Source organism: Pseudomonas siliginis (genome assembly GCF_019145195.1).
Lineage (GTDB): Bacteria > Pseudomonadota > Gammaproteobacteria > Pseudomonadales > Pseudomonadaceae > Aquipseudomonas > Aquipseudomonas siliginis.
In genome coordinates this window covers 92,339-112,109 of record NZ_JAHSTW010000007.1, presented here as the reverse complement: position 1 = coordinate 112,109, position 19,771 = coordinate 92,339, and the positions used below count along the sequence as shown (strand labels likewise).

Below are 19,771 nucleotides of genomic sequence, written 5' to 3'. Positions count from 1 at the left end.
CGGTGGTCATATCCAATAACAAGACGAGGTTGTACCCCTATGCCAGTTGGCAATCCTCTGCCGCACGGCGACACCGCTTCGGGCGGTCCGCTCAAACGTGAACTCGGCGAACGGCATATCCGCCTGATGGCGCTCGGTGCCTGTATCGGCGTCGGTCTGTTTCTCGGTTCGGCCAAAGCCATCCAGATGGCCGGTCCGGCGATCATGCTCTCTTACATCCTTGGCGGTCTGGCGATCCTGGTGATCATGCGCGCCCTCGGTGAAATGGCCGTGCATAACCCGGTGGCCGGTTCGTTCAGCCGCTACGCGCAGGATTATCTCGGTCCGCTGGCCGGCTTTCTCACCGGCTGGAACTACTGGTTTCTGTGGCTGGTGACCTGCGTCGCGGAAATCACCGCCGTGGCCGTGTACATGGGCATCTGGTTCCCCGATGTGCCGCGCTGGATCTGGGCCTTGGCAGCGCTGATCAGCATGGGCTCGATCAACCTGATCGCAGTCAAAGCCTTCGGCGAATTCGAATTCTGGTTCGCCCTGATCAAGATCGTCACCATCATCGCCATGGTCATTGGCGGCGTCGGCATCATCGCTTTCGGTTTCGGTAACGATGGCGTGGCGCTGGGCATTTCCAATCTATGGGCGCACGGCGGTTTCATGCCCAACGGCGTGACCGGTGTGCTGATGTCACTGCAAATGGTCATGTTCGCCTACCTCGGCGTCGAGATGATCGGCCTCACCGCCGGCGAAGCGAAAAACCCACAGAAGACCATTCCCGATGCGATCGGCTCGGTGTTCTGGCGGATCCTGCTGTTCTACGTCGGCGCGCTGTTCGTAATCCTGTCGATCTACCCGTGGAATGAAATCGGCACCCAGGGCAGCCCCTTCGTGATGACCTTCGAGCGTCTGGGCATCAAGACCGCTGCGGGCATCATCAACTTCGTGGTGATTACTGCGGCGCTGTCGTCGTGCAACGGTGGCATCTTCAGCACCGGGCGCATGCTCTACAGCCTGGCGCAGAACGGCCAGGCCCCGGCGGGCTTCGCCAAGACCTCGAACAACGGTGTGCCACGCCGGGCACTGCTGCTGTCGATCGCGGTGTTGCTGCTGGGCGTAATGCTCAACTATCTGGTACCGGAAAAAGTCTTCGTCTGGGTCACCTCGATCGCCACCTTCGGTGCGATCTGGACCTGGGTGATGATCCTCCTCGCCCAGCTGAAATTCCGCAAAGGCCTGAGCGCCAGCGAACGTGCCGGGCTCAAGTACAAGATGTGGCTGTACCCGGTCAGCTCGTACTTCGCACTGGCGTTTCTGGTACTGGTGGTCGGCCTGATGGCGTACTTCCCGGATACCCGCGTGGCGCTGTATGTCGGGCCAGCGTTTCTGGTATTGCTGACGGTGTTGTTTTACGTGTTCAAGTTGCAGCCGAATCAGGTTTCGCAAGACGCGGTGCGTTCGATTTCGTAAGTTCCAGCCGCTGAAAAAAACAAAGCCCCGGTCGCAAGATCGGGGCTTTTTTGGTTCGCGCGAGCTGATCGCCAGTCTTACGCCGCTACCACTTCCTGCGGCTCAAAACTGTCCGCCCGCGCCATCTGCCACATCCGCGAATAGAACTCGCCATTCACTTCGCCGGTAAGCAATTCCCCCGGTTTCAGAAATACATGCAGCTGAGAGAACAGTTTGATCTCGGTCGCCGACATGCGTCGTACCAAATGCTTGGCCGACAGTTGCGACGGATGCTCAAGCCCGGCCGCCGCGAGCATTTCCGCCAGCGCTTTGAGCGTGCTGCGATGGAAGTTGTAGACGCGCTGGGCTTTGTCTGGGACCACCAGAGCGCGCTGGCGCAGGGCGTCCTGGGTGGCGACGCCGGTCGGGCATTTGTTGGTGTGGCACGACTGCGACTGGATGCAGCCGATGGCGAACATGAAGCCGCGCGCCGAGTTGGCCCAGTCGGCGCCGATGGCCAGCACACTGGCGATGTCGAAGGCGCTGACGATCTTGCCGCTCGCGCCGAGTTTGATCTTGTCGCGCAGGTTGAGGCCGACCAGCGTGTTGTGCACGAACAGCAGGCCTTCGCGCATCGGCACGCCGATGTGGTCGGTGAACTCGACAGGGGCTGCGCCAGTGCCGCCTTCCTTGCCATCGACGACGATAAAGTCGGGAAGGATGCCGGTTTCCAGCATGGCCTTGGCAATGCCCATGAACTCCCACGGATGGCCGAGGCAGAATTTGAAGCCGACTGGTTTGCCACCGGACAGTTCGCGCAGTTGCTGGATGAACTGCATCATCTCGATCGGCGTGGAAAACGCACTGTGGCGCGACGGCGAAACGCAGTCCTCGCCCATCAGGATGCCGCGGGTCTCTGCGATTTCTTTGGTGACCTTGTGCTTGGGCAGGATGCCGCCGTGGCCGGGTTTGGCGCCCTGGCTCATCTTGATTTCGATCATGCGCACTTGCGGATTCTGCGCCTGCACGGCGAAGCGCTCAGGGTCGAAACGGCCGTCGCTGGTGCGGCAGCCGAAATAGCCGCTGCCCAGTTCCCAGGTCAGATCACCACCGTGTTCGCGGTGATACGGGCTGATGCTGCCTTCGCCAGTGTCGTGGGCGAAGTTGCCGAGTTTGGCGCCCTGGTTCAAGGCGCGGATAGCGTTGGCACTGAGCGAGCCGAAGCTCATTGCCGAGATATTGAAGATCGATGCCGAGTACGGCTGCCTGCACTGCGGACCCCCGACAGTGACGCGGAAACCGTTCGGGTCACTCAACGGCGCGGGGCGCATCGAGTGGCCGATGAATTCGAAGCCGGACTGGTAAACGTCGATCAGCGTGCCGAACGGTTTGTCGGCAGTTTCGTTTTTCGCTCGCGAGTACACCAGCGAACGCTGCGCGCGGGAGAAGGGCAGGGCATCGCTGTCGGACTCGAGCAGGTACTGGCGAATCTCCGGGCGGATGCCTTCGACCAGATAACGGATGTTGCCCAGAATCGGATAATTGCGGCGCACTGCATGGCGCGTCTGCAACAAGTCGAACACGCCGGCCAGGCTCAGCACAGCGGTGACGGCGCTGATCGGCCACAGCCAGTCATGTTCGAGAAAGGGCAGGCTGGCGAGGGTGAAAATCACGCAGACGGCAAAGAAGGCGTAGCGGCTCAGCAGCGACAGGCTCATACGGTTTCCTTGGTTCGGATTGTTTGTGGCTGGCAGGCATATTGCGCCAACGACGGAACCGTGAACAGGCAGACTTCCCTCTCCTCGCCTACATCGGAGCCGTCTCGCTTACGATGCCAGTTGACTTGGCTGTTGAACGCGAGAAGCAGCCATGCAGCAATACTGGTGGGCAAACTTGTGGCATTGACGAACGCCTTCGCGAGCACGCTCGCCCAAGGAATTGCAGTGAAAGGTGGAAGCGAACTTGCACGCGAAATCGACGATTGCCTTTTTGTTTATGCCGCGACCGATTCCTGAGGTGTTTGCCGTTTCTGGTCATGTTTGTGCTTGGCCCTGGCCATATCGTTGATGCAGTAATTGATGTGATAGAAGGCGAACAGGACTGAATACAAGCGGTTCATTCGCGGTTCGAAGTTGTGCTTGGTCAGCGTGTAGGCGCGCAAGGCTCTGCGAACTCGAAAGCACCAAGCAATGGCGATGAGCTGGGCAATGACCGTCATCGCATACCCCGTGGCTATGAACCGCGGATCAGATACGGTGAAAAAGATCCCTCCGATACCACAGAGCGCCAGATAAACGACCAGACCGGTCTGGCTCAGTGTCTTGATTTGAGTGACCTCCTCAACCACGGTTGTTGTTTTGTGCAGCCATACAACCGAGTAGAGACCCATGGTGACTACGGTCAGGAGAATGAAATGGAGCGTCTTGAGATTGTTCTTTTCCTTGAGCGTCGAAATGTCAGACATGCAGCGTTTTCCCTCTTAGGCGATGTAGCGAATGGCTGCCGGGCAGCGATGAATAACGCTACCAAATTCGCGAGTGGGAAATTTCCGAGCCTTTTGGCGGACTTGTCGTCAGAGTCAGGCTGATCACGGATGCTTCTTGTAGGGATCTTCTGATGACGCAGGCGCGTCGGGCGTGGGATCCTGCGATCTTTTCGCACAAGGCATTTTTCGACTCATGACGCCGACATCCGCCGTTTCGCCCTGCATCATCCATATCGCCGCCGCGCTGTTGCTCAACGCTAAGGGCCAAACCCTGCTGGTGCGCAAGCGCGGCACCACGGCCTTCATGCAACCGGGTGGCAAGATTGAAGCCTACGAGTTGCCAGTACACGCATTGGCCCGTGAACTGGAAGAAGAACTCGGGCTGCAGATCGACCCGGCGCAGGCGATTTTCCTCAACAGCTTCTCCGCCCCCGCCGCCAACGAACCAGGCTTCATCGTGCATGCGGAAATCTTTCAATTGACCATCGATACTGACGTCTGCCCGGCGGCGGAAATCGAAGAGGTGATCTGGGTCGATCCGGCCACTGATCCGGCGCTCGAGCTGGCGCCATTGACACGCGAGCACATCCTGCCGTTCTATCGCCGTTCACTGACTGCATTCGCCTGATCATTCCCGCAAAGGACTTTGCCATGATCCCGCTGCAAGACCTGCTGATCTTCGCCGCCGCCGCATTGCTAATGGTGCTGACGCCGGGGCCGAACATGATCTATCTGATCTCGCGTTCGATCTGTCAGGGACGCCGCGCGGGGGTGACTTCGTTGCTTGGCGTGGTCGGCGGGTTCTTCGTGCATATGTTCGCCGCGGCGGCGGGTTTGACGGCGGTATTTCTGGCCGTGCCGATGGCTTATGAAGTGTTGAAATGGGCCGGTGCGCTGTACCTGCTGTGGCTGGCCTGGCAAGCGCTGAAACCCGGCGCGCGTTCGCCGTTCGAAGCGCAGCAATTGCCGCCGGACTCGTCGCGCAAGCTGATCACCATGGGCTTTCTCACCAGCGCCCTGAACCCGAAAATCGCCGTGTTCTATCTGTCGGTGTTCCCGCAATTCATCAGCCCTGAGCACGGCTCGGTGTTCACCCAAAGCATCATCCTCGGTCTCACGCAGATCGGCGTCAGCTTCAGCGTCAATCTGTTGATCGCGCTGTTCGCCGCGGGCATCGCTTCGTGGTTTGTGCGCAACCCGACGTGGCTGGCGATGCAGCGTTATTTCATGGGCATGGTCCTCGGTGGCCTTGCCGTACGGCTGATGCTCGAACAACGCCGGACCGCCTGACATGTGGATCGAACGGCTGGACGCCAGCCATGCCCTGGCTTACCGCGAACTGATGCTGCAAGCCTACGACCGGCATCCGCAGGCGTTCACCTCCAGCGTGCGCGAACGCGCGGTGATGCCATTGAGTTGGTGGGAAGGGCGCCTGACCAGCAAGCTCGATGTGGTGCTGGGGGCATTCGATGCCGGGACGTTGGCCGGGATTGTCGGCCTGGCCTTTGAACCGCGCGAGAAGGCACGACACAAGGCCACGCTGTTCGGCATGTATGTTTCGGCGGATTTTCGTCGCAAGGGTCTAGGGTTTGATCTGGTCCAAGCGGCTTTGCTCGAGGCGCAAAAGCATCCGGCGCTGAAACTGCTGCAGCTCACTGTCACCGCCGGCAATGAAGCGGCTTTTCAGTTGTACCAGCGTTGCGGCTTCATTCAGTACGGCCTCGAACCACTCGCCGTGCGGGTGGGCGAAGACTACTTCGACAAGATCCACATGTGGCGCCAGCTCTGACCCACCACGACAATTCTTGTGGGAGCGAGCCTGCTCGCGAAGGCGTCCGTCCAGCCGACATCATCGCTGAATCATCCACCGCTTCGCGAGCAGGCTCGCTCCCACAGGGGGAACTCTTGCTCGGAAAAATCAGCGTACGGCACTGACCCCATCGAGGGTCGAAAACGAGGTGTCCTTGGCGGTCAGGAGGAAATCGCGCATGTACGGCGCGTCGAGCATGTCCGTGCGAATCGCCGCGTACAGCGTCGCGAACAAGCCCTTTTCACCCAACCGTTTGCCCTTCACATAGCCGCGCGAGCTGTATTCATGCAGCGCCCAGTGCGGCATGCCGCAGACGCCACGGCCGCTGGCGACCAGTTGCATCATCATCACCGTCAGTTCCGAAGTGCGCACCTGCGCAGGTTCGATGTCGGCCGGTTCGAGGAAGCGGGTGAAGATGTCCAGGCGATCGCGTTCCACCGGGTAGGTAATCAGCGTTTCGGTCAACAAGTCTTCGGGAACGATGTACGGCTTGCCCGCCAGCGCATGCTGATTGGCCACGGCGAGCATGGCTTCGTAAGTGAACAGCGGCACGTAAGTGATGCCGGCAATTTCCAGCGGATCGGAGGTCACCACCAGATCCAGATCGCCGCGCGCCAGCGCCGGCAGCGGGGCGAAAGCAAATCCCGAAGCCAGGTCCAGCTCGACTTCCGGCCAGGCATCGCGGAACTGGTCGATGGTCGGCATCAGCCACTGGAAGCAGCTGTGGCATTCGATCGCCATGTGCAGACGCCCGGCGGTGCCACCGGCCAGCCGACCAATGTCCCGTTCCGCAGCACGCAACAGCGGCAGAGTGGCGTCGGCCAGTTGCAGCAGACGCAGACCGGCGCTGGTGAAGCGCACCGGTTTGGTCTTGCGCACGAACAACTGCATGCCCATGCGCTCTTCCAGCTCTTTGAATTGGTGCGACAGTGCTGACTGTGTCAGATGCAAACGGTCGGCGGCGTCGACCAGGCTGTCGGCCTCGCGCAGGGCATGCAGGGTTTTCAGATGTCGGATTTCAAGCACCGGCGGGCTCCATGAAGAAAACTTGTGACGAATGCGTGGAAGGTGAGTTTGTCTCATGGAGCACGCTTTGTCGATCTGTAGGCCAGGATCCGGCGGAGCACTCGACAGTCGACCGCTCGGCACTCTTCATCAAACTGTCATGCAACTGTGGCAGCGCGCTTGTTCGAACTTCATCAGACTCGCGCTCTACTGGGGTGCTGCGTTTTGGTGTTTTTCATGTTCAAGAGAGTTTTTTCAGTCGCGGCCGCGTTGGCCGCGCTTTTGTTCGGGGCCGGCTCGTTTGCAGCCGGGCGCTGCGATGTCAACGTGCCGACCGAGCACGCCGAGCTGGCGCAGGTCAGTCTTGCCTATCAAAGTATCGGCCGCGCATCGGACCCGGCGCTGTTGCTGGTCATGGGCCTGGGTGGGCAGTTGATTCACTGGCCGGACGAAGTCGTGGTCGCGCTGTGTCAGCAAGGGTTTCGGGTGATTCGTTATGACAACCGCGACGTCGGCCTGTCGACCTGGCGGCAAGCGCCGATCGAGGCCAATCTGACCTTCGAAGTGCTGCGCTACAAACTCGGTTTGCCGGTTTCGGCGCCCTACAGCCTGACCGACATGGCCGACGATGCGCTGGGTTTGATGACGGCGCTGAAGGTTGAGCAATTCCACGTGCTGGGCGCGAGCATGGGCGGGATGATCGCCCAGCACATGGCGGCGATGGCGCCGCAGCGGGTGGAAAGCCTGACGCTGATCATGACCACTTCCGGCGCTGAAGGCCTGCCGGCACCGAGTGCGGCGCTGGTGCAGTTGCTCTCGCGGCGGGGCGCGCCGAATCGCGAAGTGGCACTGGAGCAACAGGCCGATCTGCTCGCGGCACTCGGTAGCCCGGCGGTAACCGATGATCGCCAAGCGCTGTTGCAACAGGCGGCGGCGTCCTACGACCGCGCGTTCAACCCCGAAGGCGTCAAACGGCAAATCATGGCGATACTTGCCGAGCCGAGCCGGGTGGCATTGCTCAATCAGCTGCGCGTGCCGACCCTGGTGGTGCACGGCACGGCAGATCCGCTGCTGCCGGTGATGCACGGCGTGCATCTGGCGGCGCACATTCAGGGCAGTCAGTTGAAACTGATTCCGGGACTGGCGCATCGCTTTCAGGAGGCGTTCAAGGAGCCGTTGCTGGCGGCGGTGCTGCCGTATTTACAGGCGCATCGCGAGGACACTTCGCATTGGGCTCGGGTCGATCCGGCGGCGCCGAACAATCTGCTGTAAGAGTGCGCCAGCATCCTGTCGCCAAAAAAATATCAATGTGCCACTATTGTTTGCCGCGTTGTTGCCGATAAGGCGCAGGAACGTTTTCAGACATAGGGACTTGATCCATGATTTTTCGCGCTACACGTCAATGGGCCGCACTGGCTCTGCTCGCCGTACTGACTCTCACCGGCTGCGCCCATGTGCAACCGCCGGTGGCCCTGGACAAACAGTTCTGGGACGCCAAAGAGCCGACCATCGGTGTGGCCATTACCGTCGTACCGTCGCCGGTGCTGGCGCTGACCGGCAATCAGGGCATCCTCGATTACGCCATCAATGCCGGCGTCAACAGCAAGCTCAGCGCCAACGTCGAGACCTGGCAGGTGCGCGATCTGGAAACCCTGCCCGACGCCATCGTCGCCAAGCTGCAAGCCAAGGGCTACAAGGCCAAGCGCATTGATGAAAAGGTCGATCTGAAGACCTTCAAGGAAGTCGATTTCCGCGAGGGCTACATGACCAAGGATCTGTCGCCGATGAAAGCTGCCCACGGCATCGACCGTCTGTTGCTGGTGTCGATTTATGCCACCGGTGCCACCCGCAGTTACTACAGCATTGTGCCCACCAGCGTGCCGATGGCCCAGGTCGGCGGCCAGGGCATGGTGATCGATCTGTCGGACAACAAACTCTTGTGGTACCAGCCATTCGCCGCTGTGCAAGCCGCGCAAGGTGAGTGGGACGAGCCGTCCTACACCAACCTGTCCAACGCGTTTTATCAGGCGATGGATAACAGCCGTCAGCAAATGATTGCCCCGTTCGCACAATGAAACGACTGGCGCTGACACTCGCGGCGATCTCGCTGCTGGCGTTGCCTGGCTGTGCGCAGAAACCGGCACCCGAGGCCGGTTTCAAGGATCAGGCCGCGATGAGCTATGTACAGGCACACGGGCTGAAGGTCGACGTGCAACTGCCGGCGGAGTTTGTCGGCGCCAGCACGGTGATCGACAGCAAGGCGGCAGTGAACGCGGCCAATTCCAGTTACACGCTGGTATCGAGCTCCGGCGCGGGCGCCGGGCTGGCGGGGATTCTGGTAGCCAGCCTGATCAACACGCAAATGGGTTCCGGTACGTTGCAGCGCGATGCCGAAAAAGCCGCGCTGAACGAATCGCGGCCGCTGGCCGACCTGCTTGCTGGCGTGCCGTTGCAGGAGCGCTTGCAACAGCGTTTTCAGGCGGCGTCGCAGGTGTCCGGATTCAAGCAGGGGGAGGGTGCGGTCACGGCACGCTTGCTGATCGAACCGAAGCTGATGCTGACGCCCGATCGCGGCAGTTTCGTGCTGGTCAATCAGGTGCAGTTGCAGGATATCGCCGGCTCGCCGCTGTATCGCATGCGCATCGAAGTGGCCAGTCAGCCGATCCGTCGTTGCGGCAAGCAATGCATCGATGACGGCGCTCTTGACCTGGCCAAGGTCACCGCCGTGCTGGACGAATGCATTGATGAATCCATGCGCGTATTGAGCGCCGACCTGATGCAACCGACGCCACCGCCCGCCGCGCAGGAAACCCTGCGTTACGTGCTCGACGGCCAGCGCGTGGTCGAGCGCGGTTATCAACTGGCGCAGAACGGCAACTACTGGCGCTACCGCAATCTCTACGGTGCGGTGAAGTCAGTGCCGGTGCCGTTCGAGGATGCCTTGTCGTCTGCGCAACTGGCCCGAGTCTACGGTCGCTAGAGGCTGATGCACCTGGGTTCAGGCATGCAGCCGGACCCACACGCTGACCAGCGCCGTCGCCGCTATCAACCACGCCACAGCCGCCAGCGCCAGCGACGCTTCCAGGCGCATGCGGTCGACCATCACATACAACGTCGCCAGGTACACGAAGTAGGGAATGATCGACCACATCCCAAACACGATCGTGGTCTTCAGGTCGTCGACCGAGCGGCCCTTGCCGACGATGTAATGCGCGATCAGGGCAAAGGTCGGGAACAGCGGCACCAGGCCGGCGATGTAATAGTTCCTGGTCTTGGACAGTGCCGCGAGGATCAGCACCACTGCGGCGCCGATAGCGGCTTTGAGAATCAGATCCATCAGTGGCTCAGCCCGTACTTTTTGACTTTGTCGAACAGCGTGGTCTTGGCCATGCCCAATTCCTGGCTGGCCTGGGTCAGGTTGCCACCGCTGCGTTGCAAGGCATCGACCAGCAGATTGCGCTCGAACGCTTCCACCGCTTCGGCAAACGCCAGACCCTGGCCGGCGCTGGCCCCGGACTTCTTGAAGGCCGGCAGGCCGAGGGCGAAGCGTTCGGCGACGTTGCGCAGTTCGCGCACGTTGCCCGGCCAGTCGTGGCTCATCAGGTTCGACAGGGTCTGGTTGTCCAGCTCCGGCAGCGCGCGGTCGAAGCGCAGCGCCGATTGCTGAGTGAAGTGTTCGAACAGTTGCAGGATGTCTTCGCGGCGTTCGCGCAGCGGTGGCAATTCCAGGGTCACGACGTTGAGGCGGTAGTACAAGTCGCTGCGAAACTCGCCGGCCTTGCTCGACTCATCAAGGTCGGATTTGGTCGCCGCAATCACCCGGCAATCCACTGCCACACTCTGGTTCGAGCCGAGACGTTCGAGGGTGCGCTCCTGCAATACGCGCAGCAATTTGATCTGCAACGGCAGCGGCATGCTTTCCACTTCGTCGAGAAACAGCGTGCCGCCGTCGGCGTGCTCGATCTTGCCGATGCGCCGTTTGCCGGCGCCGGTGAAGGCATTGGCTTCGTGGCCGAAGATCTCGCTTTCAAAAAGGTTTTCCGGCAGGCCGCCGCAGTTCAGCGCGACGAACTGTTTGCTGTGGCGCCGACTGAAATCGTGCAGGCAACGGGCGACCAGTTCCTTGCCGGTGCCGGTCTCGCCTTCGATCAAGACGTTGGCCGAAGTGTCGGCGACGTTGGCGATCAGTTCGCGCAGGTTCTGCATCGCTGGTGAACGGCCGATGATCCGCCCTTCAAGGGAGTCGCGTTCAGCCAGTTGCCGACGCAACGAGGAAACCTCGCGGGCGAGGCTGCGTTGCTCCAGCGCCCGCCGCGCGACATCGACCAAGCGTTCCGGCGAGAACGGTTTTTCCATGAAATCGTAGGCGCCTTTCTGCATCGCGCCGACGGCCATGGAAATGTCGCCGTGGCCGGTGATCAGCACCACCGGCAGGCTGCGATCACGCTGCTTGAGGCGGGTGAGCAATTCCAGGCCATCGATGCCCGGCAGGCGGATGTCGCTGATGACGATGCCGGCAAAGTTGTCGCCGACCTGCGCCAGCGCCTCTTCGGCACTGCCGACGCCGATGCACGGAATGTCTTCGAGGGTCAGCGCCTGTTGGCAGCCGAGCAGCACATGGGGGTCGTCTTCGACAATCAACACACTGAGTTCGTGGTTCATATTGGCTCGGCAGGAGTAGGGCTTACCAACGGTAAACTGAGGACGAAAGTGGTGCCACCGCCGGCCGGGTGTTCGACACCCAGGTGCCCGCCGGTAGCGGCGGCGAGGCTGGCGGACAGGGTCAGGCCCAGTCCCAGGCCTTGCTCGCCGGGCTTGGTGGTGAAGAACGGTTCGAACAGATGCTTGCGCGCTTCGGCGTCGATGCCGTGGCCGTTGTCACGCACCCGCAAGCGATACTTGCCGTTGAATTCTTCACCCTCCAGCCACAGCTGCGGCTGCGGTTGCGCGTGCATGGCGTCGAGGGCGTTGCCGATCAGGTTGACGAGGATCTGTTCGAGGCGGGTCTGATCGATCAGCAATTGCACATCGGCAAACTGCCGGTGAATCTGCAGCGCGGTGTTTTCCACGCGCGCGCCGAGCACTTGCAAGGCGGCGTCGACGGCTTTGCCGAGACTGGCCTGACCCTTGTTGTCGCCGCGCCGGGCGAACGAACGCAGGCTGGCGGTGATCCGGCCCATGCGGTCGATCAGGTCGTTGATGGTCTTGAGGTTGGTGCTGGCGACGTCGAGCTGGCCGCGCTCGAGAAAGCGCACGGTGTTGCCCGACAGCGTGCGCATGGCCGCCAGCGGCTGGTTCAATTCATGGGCGATGCTGGTCGACATCTGGCCGATGGCCGCGAGTTTGCCCGCCTGCACCAGTTCATCCTGAGCGCGGCGCAACGTCTCCTCAGCCTGACGGCGCTCGCGGATCTGACTCTTCAGGCGTTCGTTGCTGGCGCGCAGATCGGCGGTGCGTTCGGTAATCCGACGCTCCAATTGGCTGTTGGCTTCCTGCAACGCTTCGCGGGCGGCGAGGCGGGTGGCGAGGACTTTGCGCCGCTCGTTCCAGGCAATCAGCAGGAAGGCGAACAGGGCAAACGCCACCGCCACCAGGATGCCTTGGTTGATGGCTTCGCGGCGCAGGTCCTGCAATGGCGTGAGCAGGGTGAAATTCCACGGCGTGTCGCTCAGCAGTCGGGTTTGCGCCAGATAACTGATGTCGTCTTCGTCGGGCTGCAATTCGCTGTTGGCCGGGAAGGTCAGTTTCTCCACGCCTTCGGCCAGTGTCTCGCGGGCCAGCGGTTGCAGTTCGTTGAGCGGGAACCAGTAGTACTGCAGGCTGCGGGCGAGTTTTTCCTTGACCTCATCGCTGAGCGGGATCACCGATTTCAGCCGCCTGGCAGGATCGCTGGACAGAATGATGATGCCGTTCTCGTCGCTGACGAACGCTTCCAGACGCGCGCGCTGCCAGCGTTCTTCCATGGCTTCCAGACGCACTTTGACCACCGCGACACCGATGATCTTGCCGTGCTCTTCGAGGCCGTGGGCGAGGTAGTAACCGGGTTCGCCATTGGTGCTGCCGATGCCATAGAAACGCCCGGGCTGGCCGCGCACGGCGTCTTTGAAATAGGCGCGGAAGGACAGGTCCTCACCCAGATAACTGTCGACATCGCGCCAGTTGCTGGTGGCCATGACCCGGCCGGTGGTGTCCATGACGTAGATGGCGCGGCTGCGGCTGCGGCGGTTCAGGCCTTCGAGGTAATCGTTGACCGTCTGCCGGTGCTCCGGGGTCGGGTCGGCCAGCAACTGCGGCACGCTGGTTTCGAGTTCCAGCAGACTGGGCAGGTAGGTGTATTTGCTGATCTCGCTTTCGACCGCGCGGGCGTGCAGTTCCAGCTGACGCTGGCCGTTCTCGCCGAGGCTGCGGATGCCGAAGTGTTCACTGGTCCAGAAGCCGATGAAACCCAGCCCGACCATCAGGGCGATGATCAGTGGCGGCAGGAACAGATGACGGATCAGACGGGGCTTCACGGCAAGTGATGGCTCTGCAGCGCGATAAAGAGTGGGGTCGCATTTCATCACAGATGCCTTGGGTCAACCACAACACTTGTTTGTGCCTGTGGCGAGGGGATTTATCCCCGTTGGGCCGCGAAGCGGCCCCAAAACCATCGCTGCGGTTTAACTGAAAGACCGCATGCACAGGTTTTACGACTGCTGCGCAGCCGGACGGGGATAAATCCCCTCGCCACAGGGGATGTCATTGTCAGGCTGCCCGCACCCCGCAAACAGGGTGCGGGTGTGTTGCTTTTAGTGCTGCAGAATTTTCTCGAGGAAGTGCTGCGCGCGTTCGGAGCGGGCGCTGATGTCGCCGAAGAATTCCTCTTTCGGGCAGTCTTCGATGATCTTGCCCTGGTCCATGAAGATCACCCGGTCCGCCACTTTACGGGCGAAGCCCATTTCGTGGGTCACGCACATCATGGTCATGCCTTCGTGGGCCAACTGCACCATGACGTCGAGCACTTCATTGACCATTTCCGGGTCGAGCGCCGAGGTCGGTTCGTCGAACAGCATGACGATCGGGTCCATCGCCAGCGCACGGGCAATCGCCACACGCTGTTGCTGACCACCGGACAGTTGCCCCGGATGCTTGTGGGCGTGCGCCGACAAACCTACGCGCTCGAGCAGTTGCAGACCCTTTTTGGTCGCCTCTTCCTTGCTGCGGCCGAGCACCTTGATCTGCGCGATGGTCAGGTTTTCGGTGATGGTCAGGTGCGGGAACAGCTCGAAATGCTGGAACACCATGCCCACGCGCGAACGCAGTTTCGGCAGGTTGGTTTTCGGGTCAGCGATCGACGTACCGTCAACCACCACGTCACCTTTCTGGAACGGCTCCAGGGCGTTGACGCATTTGATCAGCGTCGACTTGCCGGAACCCGACGGGCCACAGACCACGATCACTTCGCCTTTCTTGACCTCGGTGCTGCAATCAGTCAGCACCTGGAAGTCCCCATACCACTTGTTGATGTTTTTGATAGAGATCATACGGCGAACCTTTTTTGCAGACGCTTGACCAACCGCGAGGCGGCGAAGCTGATGATGAAGTACACGAGACCGGCGAAAATCAGGAACTCATTGGAGCGGCCGATGATGTCGCCGCTGGCGCGCGAGGCGTTGAGGAAGTCCACCAGGCCCACGGTGTAGACCAGCGAGGTGTCCTGGAACAGGATGATGCTCTGCTGCAGCAACAGCGGGGTCATCTTGCGGAACGCCTGCGGCAGGATGATCAGGCGCATCATCTGCCCGTAGTTCATGCCCAGCGCTTGTGCAGCACCCATCTGGCCCTTGGAAATCGACTGCACACCGGCACGGACGATTTCGCAGAAGTACGCCGCTTCGAACATCATGAACGCCACGACGCAGGAGGTGAACGCGCCGATCGGCGTGTCTTCGCCGGTGATCCAGCGCAGCACGAACGGCACCGCCAGGTAGAACCAGGTGATCACCAGCAGCAGCGGAATCGAGCGGAAATAGTTGACGTAGGCGCCAGCTATGCTCGACAGCAGCTTGTTGTGCGACAGACGGCACAGCGCGAGGATCGTGCCGAGAATCATCCCGCCGATCACGCCCATGGCCATCAGTTTGAGGGTCATCACCATGCCGTTCCACAAACCGGGAATGGCCGGGACGATGCCACTGAAATCGAATTCCATTATTTACCCCCCACGGAGATCAGGCCGGGCACCGCGACTTTCTTCTCGACCAGGCGCATCAGCAGCATCAGGCTCATGTTGAGGGTGAAATAGATCAGCGTTGCCAGGGTGAACGCTTCGAACAGGTTGGCCGAGAACTCGGCGGTCTGTTTGGTCTGCGCCAGCAATTCCATCAAACCGATCAGGGACGCCACGGAGGAGTTCTTGAATACGTTGAGGAATTCCGAGGTGAGCGGTGGAATGATGATCCGGTAGGCCTGGGGCAGCAGCACGTTCCAGTAGATCTGCGGCAGCTTGAAACCCATCGCGCGGGCGGCGGATTCCTGACCCCGAGGCAGTGCCTGGATACCGGTGCGCACTTGCTCGCAGACACGGGCGGCGGTGAACAGACCGAGGCAGACGACAACGCTCAGGTAGGCCGAAGTAGTCGGGTTGAGGTCCTGCTTGTACCACTCCTGCAGATCCGGCGGCAGCAGATCGGGCACCAGGAAGTACCAGATGAACAGCTGCACCAGCAGCGGCACGTTACGGAACAGCTCGACGTAGCAGGTCGCGATGCCCGATACGATGCGGTTCGGCACGGTGCGCATGATGCCCAGCAGCGAGCCGAGCAGCAGGGCGATGATCCACGCCACGACGGCGATGGCGATGGTCCAGCCCAGACCGGAGATGAACCAGTCGAGATAGGTCTCGCTGCCCACGCCGGTGGACTTGAAGAACACGCCCCAGTCCCAGTTGTAATTCATTAGGGTCTCCCCTCGATTCGATCGATGTACAAGTGCCCGCCTGGGGAACTCCGTTCCCTCCCCAGTCTTTTTTCAAAGACCGGGCACACGCGATCGGCTCGACAGCCACCGGTTCGAGTGTTTCCAGAAAAATGCCAGCAGGGAGTGACCATCCCCTGAAAAGGCAGGCGCCTCCTCAGGGGATAAGGTTAGTCAGAAAATCAGGACTTCTTGTCGTCAGCCGCTTTGTCGGTCGGATTGGCGATCAGGGTCTTGAGCTCGTCGCTCATCGGGAAGTTCAGGTTCAGGCCTTTTGGCGGAATCGGCTGCATGAACCACTTCTCGTAGATCTTGTTGATGTCGCCCGAAGCGTAGGTGGCCTTGATCGCGTCATCCACAGCCTTTTTGAACGGCTCGTCGCCTTTGCGCATCATGCAGCCGTAGATTTCGTACGACTGTGGCGTGCCGGTCACTTCCCAATCGGCGGCTTTCTTGGCCTTGGCGGCTTCGCCGGCCAGCAGCGCGTCATCCATCATGAACGCAACGGCACGGCCCGATTCCAGCATCTGGAAGGACTCGCCGTGGTCTTTGGCGGAGATGACGTTCATGCCCATCTGCTTGTCGGCGTTCATCGCCTTGAGAATGCGCTCGGAAGTAGTACCGGCGGTGGTTACGACGTTCTTGCCTTTCAGATCGTCGAAATCCTTGTACTTGGAGTCTTTCTTGGACAGCAGACGGGTACCGATTTCGAAGATGCCGACGGAGAAGTCGACCTGCTGCTGACGCTCGACGTTGTTGGTGGTCGAACCGCACTCGACGTCCACGGTGCCGTTCTGCACCAGCGGGATACGGGTCTGCGAGGTAACGAGGTTGTATTTGACTTGCAGGTTCGGCAGGTCGAGGTCTTTCTTGATCGCTTCGACGATTGCCAGCTGGATGTCGTGCGAGTAGCCGACCGGCTTGCCGGATGCATCAGCGATGTAGGAGAACGGAATGGAGGCGTCACGGTGGCCCAGGGTGATGACACCGGACTCTTTGATCTTCTTCAGGGTGCCGGTGAGCTCGGCGGCGAAAACTGGCGTGCTGATCAGAGCGGCAGCAATGGCTGCGCCCAGGATATGGGGAACGATGCGCATCAAATTTTCCTCGACATTGTTTTTTTTATGGAGCCAGTTTGTCGGCCCTTTTTGTGCTTCGAATGCCTGACGGCTCCTGAAGTGTCGGCACAGCAGGCATTCGTCGAGAGAGTGTAGAGCATGACTCGTGCCAGAGCAGTCGAAGTCTGTTAAGCGATTGTTTTATAACGTTATTAAAGTTTTATGGCGGTAATTTTATGCAGGCATGATCCGGTTAACCGAATCGACTGTGGAGTCGCGTTCGGAAAACCGAATGAATTCCTTGCAGGCTCACTTCCACAAGGAACAGGCGAATGCCGCAGTTACGAAAAAGCCCCTGAATCTCTCGATTCAGGGGCTTTCGTTTGAACGGTGAGATCAAGCCGCCTCGATCTTCCGGTTCTGCTCAACCTTGCCCAGATACGTCGACAGCTTCTGCTGTTCCTCCGCTGTGGTGAACAAGCCTAGCTTGGTGCGGCGCCACAGGATGTCGTGCGCCGTAGTGGCCCACTCTTCGCTGCACAGGTAATCGACTTCGCGGGTGTAGAGCCCGCCGCCGATGTGCTCACCCATGTCGGCCAGGCTTTCCACGCCTTCAAGCATGCGCCAGGTGCGGCTGCCGTAGGTGACGGCCCAGCGCCGGGCGATTTCGGTCGGGACGAAGTCGAACTTGTCGCGAATCCGCGCGCTCAGGGCCTCTGGCGTGGTCATGTCTTCGCCGCCGGGCAGGGTGGCGGTCGCGGTCCAGCTCGGGCGCATCTGGGTGAAGAACGGCATCAACTGCGCCATCGCCGACTCGGCGAGTTTGCGGTAAGTGGTCAGCTTGCCGCCGAACACCGACAGCAGCGGTGCTTCTTCGGCGTTGCCCGACAGCGCCAGGGTGTAATCGCGGGTGACCGCAGACGGGTTGTCGGATTCGTCGTTGCACAGCGGCCGAACGCCCGAGTAGCTGTGCAGGATGTCTTCGCGGCTGAGCTGCTTCTTGAAGTGCGCGTTGACCACTTTCAGCACGTAATCGGTTTCGCCTTCGGTGATCGCCACTTTCGCCGGGTCGCCGGTGTACTCGCGGTCGGTAGTGCCGATCAGGGTGAAGTGGTTCAGGTACGGAATAGTGAAAACGATGCGCTGATCTTCGTTTTGCAGAATATGCGCATGTTCGCCTTCGTACAGTTTCGGCACGATGATGTGGCTGCCCTGGATCAAACGGATGCCGTAAGGCGATTCCATTTTCAGGTCGTCACGGATGAACTTGGCCACCCATGGGCCGGCGGCGTTGACCAGTGCCTTGGCGGTAATCGAAAACAAACTGCCGTCGGCGCGCTCCAGATGCAGATGCCACAGACCTTTGGTGCGGCGGGCACTGACACAGCGGGTCTGGGTATGCACATGCGCGCCTTTTTCACGGGCGGCCATGGCGTTCAGGACCACGAGGCGGGCGTCATCGACCCAGCAATCGGAGTATTCGAAGCCTTTCTTGATTTCGCTTTTCAGCGCGCTGTCGGCGCCGAACTTCAGGCTTTTCGAACCCGGCAGTTTTTCGCGCTTGCCGAGGTTGTCGTAAAGGAACAGGCCGGCACGAATCATCCACGCTGGACGCAGGTGCGGGCGGTGCGGCAGGACGAAACGCATCGGTTTGACGATGTGCGGCGCTTTCGCCAGCAGCACTTCGCGCTCGGCCAGCGCTTCGCGCACCAGACGGAATTCGTAATGCTCCAGATAGCGCAGGCCACCGTGGATCAGCTTGCTGCTGGCCGACGAGGTGTGGCTGGCCAGGTCATCTTTTTCGCAAAGGAACACCGAAAGACCGCGACCGGCGGCATCCGCTGCGATCCCCACGCCATTGATCCCGCCGCCAATCACGGCAACGTCATAGATCTCGGAGAGAGGGGGCGTACGCAAGGTAGAGGTGGACATCGGCTGGCCTCGGTTCTTTTGGTTTTATGTCTTGGAAATCGAACATTAATGTTCATTTGCGAAAATGGTAGCCCATAAACACGCGCGCAGCCAGTCGCGTTCGATTGAAAAAACTCATCGAAGGGCGATTAAAAGAAAATTTTCGAACATGAACGCGCGCAAGGCGCAGAAGATGTGTGGTGTGATCGATCGTTTTCGCGAGCAGGCTCGCTCCCACATTTTGCAATGCATTCCAAGAGTGGGAGCGAGCCTGCTCGCGAAGGCGTCGGTTCGGTCAGCGAGGGAGAGGGTTCAGACGACTTCCAGCCGAATCTTGTGCTGACTCAACAACTGCGCCAGCGCCGGTACCGGCTGCTGATCGGTGACCAGGCAATCGATCAGGCTGATCGGCCCCAGTCGAATCATCGCGTTACGCCCGAACTTGCTCGAGTCCGCCGCCAGAATCACCTGCCGCGCATTGGCAATGATCGCTTGGGAAACGCGAACTTCCTGATAATCGAAGTCGAGCAGGCTGCCGTCCTCATCGATGCCGCTGATCCCGACCAAGGCGAAATCGACCTTGAACTGATTGATGAAATCCACACTCGCCTGACCGACCACACCGCCGTCCCGCCTCACATTGCCGCCGGTCAGCAGCACATCGAAATCATCCTTGGCGCTGAGCATCGAGGCGACGTGCAGGTTGTTGGTGATGATTTTCAGGTGACTGTGATTGAGCAGGGCGCGGGCGATCGATTCGGTGGTGGTACCGATATTGATGAACAGCGAGGCGTGATCGGGGATCTGTGCGGCGATGGCTTCGCCGATGCGTTGTTTTTCGTCGCGCATCTGATCGGCGCGCATCGCATACGCGGTGTTTTCGACACTGGAATCGTACGCGGCGCCACCGTGGTAGCGACGCAGCAGATTGGCTTCCGCGAGCTGATTGATGTCGCGGCGGATGGTTTGCGGGGTGACAACGAACAGTGTGGCCATCTCCTCGATGCTCACATAGCCGCGTTCGCGGACCAGCTCGAGGATTTGCTGCTGACGGGGAGGCAGATTCATGGGGCTTCCTTTGGGCTGCCAAGCAAAATTTGCCCATGA

General features: G+C 60.4%; 19 protein-coding genes. 7 read left to right on the top strand and 12 right to left on the bottom strand.

Annotated features, from left to right (window positions below; genetic code table 11):
• Positions 1 to 39: 39 nt before the first annotated feature.
• Positions 40 to 1,461, top strand: a complete 1,422-nt coding sequence (locus tag KVG87_RS15200; protein WP_076564019.1) for an amino acid permease — start codon at positions 40 to 42, stop codon at positions 1,459 to 1,461.
• Between the two features lie 77 nt (positions 1,462 to 1,538).
• Here the strand turns inward: KVG87_RS15200 and KVG87_RS15195 are convergent, their stop codons facing one another.
• Complete coding sequence (locus KVG87_RS15195; RefSeq protein WP_217851400.1) at positions 1,539 to 3,158, bottom strand: FMN-binding glutamate synthase family protein; 1,620 nt, start codon at positions 3,156 to 3,158, stop codon at positions 1,539 to 1,541.
• 275 nt (positions 3,159 to 3,433) lie between these two features.
• A complete protein-coding gene (locus KVG87_RS15190; protein WP_076564017.1) occupies positions 3,434 to 3,904 on the bottom strand; it encodes a DUF4234 domain-containing protein in 471 nt (156 codons plus the stop codon).
• 214 nt (positions 3,905 to 4,118) lie between these two features.
• On the opposite strand from KVG87_RS15190, the gene KVG87_RS15185 reads away from it, so the two are divergent.
• Genes KVG87_RS15185 through KVG87_RS15175 form a run of 3 tightly spaced genes read left to right on the top strand, consistent with a single transcriptional unit; the run spans position 4,119 to position 5,714 of the window.
• Positions 4,119 to 4,553: an NUDIX hydrolase gene (locus KVG87_RS15185; protein ID WP_217851398.1), complete on the top strand. Its 435-nt coding sequence runs from the start codon at positions 4,119 to 4,121 to the stop codon at positions 4,551 to 4,553.
• 23 nt (positions 4,554 to 4,576) lie between these two features.
• Positions 4,577 to 5,215, top strand: a complete 639-nt coding sequence (locus KVG87_RS15180; RefSeq protein ID WP_217851396.1) for a LysE family translocator — start codon at positions 4,577 to 4,579, stop codon at positions 5,213 to 5,215.
• A 1-nt stretch (position 5,216) separates the two neighbouring features.
• The gene (locus tag KVG87_RS15175) at positions 5,217 to 5,714 is read left to right on the top strand and encodes a GNAT family N-acetyltransferase (protein WP_076564015.1); all 498 of its coding nucleotides are present in this window, start codon (positions 5,217 to 5,219) and stop codon (positions 5,712 to 5,714) included.
• A 129-nt stretch (positions 5,715 to 5,843) separates the two neighbouring features.
• Here the strand turns inward: KVG87_RS15175 and metR are convergent, their stop codons facing one another.
• A complete protein-coding gene (metR, locus tag KVG87_RS15170) occupies positions 5,844 to 6,761 on the bottom strand; it encodes a transcriptional regulator MetR (protein ID WP_217851393.1) in 918 nt (305 codons plus the stop codon).
• A 216-nt stretch (positions 6,762 to 6,977) separates the two neighbouring features.
• Between metR and KVG87_RS15165 the strand changes: the two genes are divergently transcribed.
• From KVG87_RS15165 to KVG87_RS15155, 3 genes are all read left to right on the top strand, one after another.
• Positions 6,978 to 8,012 carry an alpha/beta fold hydrolase gene (locus KVG87_RS15165; protein ID WP_217851391.1) on the top strand — a complete coding sequence of 345 codons (1,035 nt, stop codon included), beginning with the start codon at positions 6,978 to 6,980 and terminating at the stop codon, positions 8,010 to 8,012.
• 107 nt (positions 8,013 to 8,119) lie between these two features.
• Positions 8,120 to 8,815, top strand: a complete 696-nt coding sequence (locus KVG87_RS15160; protein WP_024014168.1) for a hypothetical protein — start codon at positions 8,120 to 8,122, stop codon at positions 8,813 to 8,815.
• Positions 8,812 to 9,720: a hypothetical protein gene (locus tag KVG87_RS15155; protein ID WP_122611879.1), complete on the top strand. Its 909-nt coding sequence runs from the start codon at positions 8,812 to 8,814 to the stop codon at positions 9,718 to 9,720. Before KVG87_RS15160 ends, KVG87_RS15155 begins: the two co-directional genes overlap by 4 nt.
• Positions 9,721 to 9,738: 18 nt before the next feature.
• Here the strand turns inward: KVG87_RS15155 and KVG87_RS15150 are convergent, their stop codons facing one another.
• From KVG87_RS15150 to KVG87_RS15110, 9 genes are all read right to left on the bottom strand, one after another.
• Complete coding sequence (locus KVG87_RS15150) at positions 9,739 to 10,068, bottom strand: GlpM family protein (protein ID WP_217851571.1); 330 nt, start codon at positions 10,066 to 10,068, stop codon at positions 9,739 to 9,741.
• 8 nt (positions 10,069 to 10,076) lie between these two features.
• On the bottom strand, positions 10,077 to 11,402 hold the full coding sequence (gene aauR / locus KVG87_RS15145) for a two-component response regulator AauR (RefSeq protein ID WP_016773388.1): 1,326 nt from the start codon (positions 11,400 to 11,402) through the stop codon (positions 10,077 to 10,079).
• On the bottom strand, positions 11,399 to 13,300 hold the full coding sequence (gene aauS, locus KVG87_RS15140; RefSeq protein ID WP_073473185.1) for a two-component sensor histidine kinase AauS: 1,902 nt from the start codon (positions 13,298 to 13,300) through the stop codon (positions 11,399 to 11,401). The genes aauR and aauS overlap by 4 nt, the downstream gene beginning before the upstream one ends.
• 228 nt (positions 13,301 to 13,528) lie before the next feature.
• Positions 13,529 to 14,263, bottom strand: coding sequence for an amino acid ABC transporter ATP-binding protein (locus KVG87_RS15135; protein WP_016773390.1), 735 nt, complete (start codon positions 14,261 to 14,263; stop codon positions 13,529 to 13,531).
• Positions 14,260 to 14,931, bottom strand: a complete 672-nt coding sequence (locus KVG87_RS15130) for an amino acid ABC transporter permease (protein WP_016773391.1) — start codon at positions 14,929 to 14,931, stop codon at positions 14,260 to 14,262. The genes KVG87_RS15135 and KVG87_RS15130 overlap by 4 nt, the downstream gene beginning before the upstream one ends.
• On the bottom strand, positions 14,931 to 15,677 hold the full coding sequence (locus KVG87_RS15125; RefSeq protein ID WP_056790046.1) for an amino acid ABC transporter permease: 747 nt from the start codon (positions 15,675 to 15,677) through the stop codon (positions 14,931 to 14,933). The genes KVG87_RS15130 and KVG87_RS15125 overlap by 1 nt, the downstream gene beginning before the upstream one ends.
• A gap of 200 nt (positions 15,678 to 15,877) precedes the next feature.
• Positions 15,878 to 16,792 carry a glutamate/aspartate ABC transporter substrate-binding protein gene (locus KVG87_RS15120; RefSeq protein WP_206421627.1) on the bottom strand — a complete coding sequence of 305 codons (915 nt, stop codon included), beginning with the start codon at positions 16,790 to 16,792 and terminating at the stop codon, positions 15,878 to 15,880.
• A gap of 357 nt (positions 16,793 to 17,149) precedes the next feature.
• Positions 17,150 to 18,685, bottom strand: coding sequence for a glycerol-3-phosphate dehydrogenase (glpD, locus tag KVG87_RS15115; RefSeq protein WP_076564008.1), 1,536 nt, complete (start codon positions 18,683 to 18,685; stop codon positions 17,150 to 17,152).
• A 291-nt stretch (positions 18,686 to 18,976) separates the two neighbouring features.
• Complete coding sequence (locus tag KVG87_RS15110; protein ID WP_007953179.1) at positions 18,977 to 19,732, bottom strand: DeoR/GlpR family transcriptional regulator; 756 nt, start codon at positions 19,730 to 19,732, stop codon at positions 18,977 to 18,979.
• Positions 19,733 to 19,771 lie beyond the last annotated feature (39 nt).

Excerpts from the sequence above, each read along its gene's own strand:
- aauS (WP_073473185.1), bottom strand. The coding sequence starts at position 13,300 with ATGAAATGCGACCCCACTCTTTATCGCGCTGCAGAGCCATCACTTGCC.
- KVG87_RS15130 (WP_016773391.1), bottom strand. The coding sequence starts at position 14,931 with ATGGAATTCGATTTCAGTGGCATCGTCCCGGCCATTCCCGGTTTGTGG.
- KVG87_RS15185 (WP_217851398.1), top strand. The coding sequence starts at position 4,119 with ATGACGCCGACATCCGCCGTTTCGCCCTGCATCATCCATATCGCCGCC.
- KVG87_RS15165 (WP_217851391.1), top strand. The coding sequence starts at position 6,978 with ATGTTCAAGAGAGTTTTTTCAGTCGCGGCCGCGTTGGCCGCGCTTTTG.
- KVG87_RS15175 (WP_076564015.1), top strand. The coding sequence starts at position 5,217 with ATGTGGATCGAACGGCTGGACGCCAGCCATGCCCTGGCTTACCGCGAA.
- KVG87_RS15200 (WP_076564019.1), top strand. The coding sequence starts at position 40 with ATGCCAGTTGGCAATCCTCTGCCGCACGGCGACACCGCTTCGGGCGGT.
- KVG87_RS15135 (WP_016773390.1), bottom strand. The coding sequence starts at position 14,263 with ATGATCTCTATCAAAAACATCAACAAGTGGTATGGGGACTTCCAGGTG.
- KVG87_RS15110 (WP_007953179.1), bottom strand. The coding sequence starts at position 19,732 with ATGAATCTGCCTCCCCGTCAGCAGCAAATCCTCGAGCTGGTCCGCGAA.
- aauR (WP_016773388.1), bottom strand. The coding sequence starts at position 11,402 with ATGAACCACGAACTCAGTGTGTTGATTGTCGAAGACGACCCCCATGTG.
- KVG87_RS15125 (WP_056790046.1), bottom strand. The coding sequence starts at position 15,677 with ATGAATTACAACTGGGACTGGGGCGTGTTCTTCAAGTCCACCGGCGTG.
- KVG87_RS15155 (WP_122611879.1), top strand. The coding sequence starts at position 8,812 with ATGAAACGACTGGCGCTGACACTCGCGGCGATCTCGCTGCTGGCGTTG.
- KVG87_RS15195 (WP_217851400.1), bottom strand. The coding sequence starts at position 3,158 with ATGAGCCTGTCGCTGCTGAGCCGCTACGCCTTCTTTGCCGTCTGCGTG.
- KVG87_RS15180 (WP_217851396.1), top strand. The coding sequence starts at position 4,577 with ATGATCCCGCTGCAAGACCTGCTGATCTTCGCCGCCGCCGCATTGCTA.
- glpD (WP_076564008.1), bottom strand. The coding sequence starts at position 18,685 with ATGTCCACCTCTACCTTGCGTACGCCCCCTCTCTCCGAGATCTATGAC.
- KVG87_RS15190 (WP_076564017.1), bottom strand. The coding sequence starts at position 3,904 with ATGTCTGACATTTCGACGCTCAAGGAAAAGAACAATCTCAAGACGCTC.
- KVG87_RS15160 (WP_024014168.1), top strand. The coding sequence starts at position 8,120 with ATGATTTTTCGCGCTACACGTCAATGGGCCGCACTGGCTCTGCTCGCC.
- KVG87_RS15120 (WP_206421627.1), bottom strand. The coding sequence starts at position 16,792 with ATGCGCATCGTTCCCCATATCCTGGGCGCAGCCATTGCTGCCGCTCTG.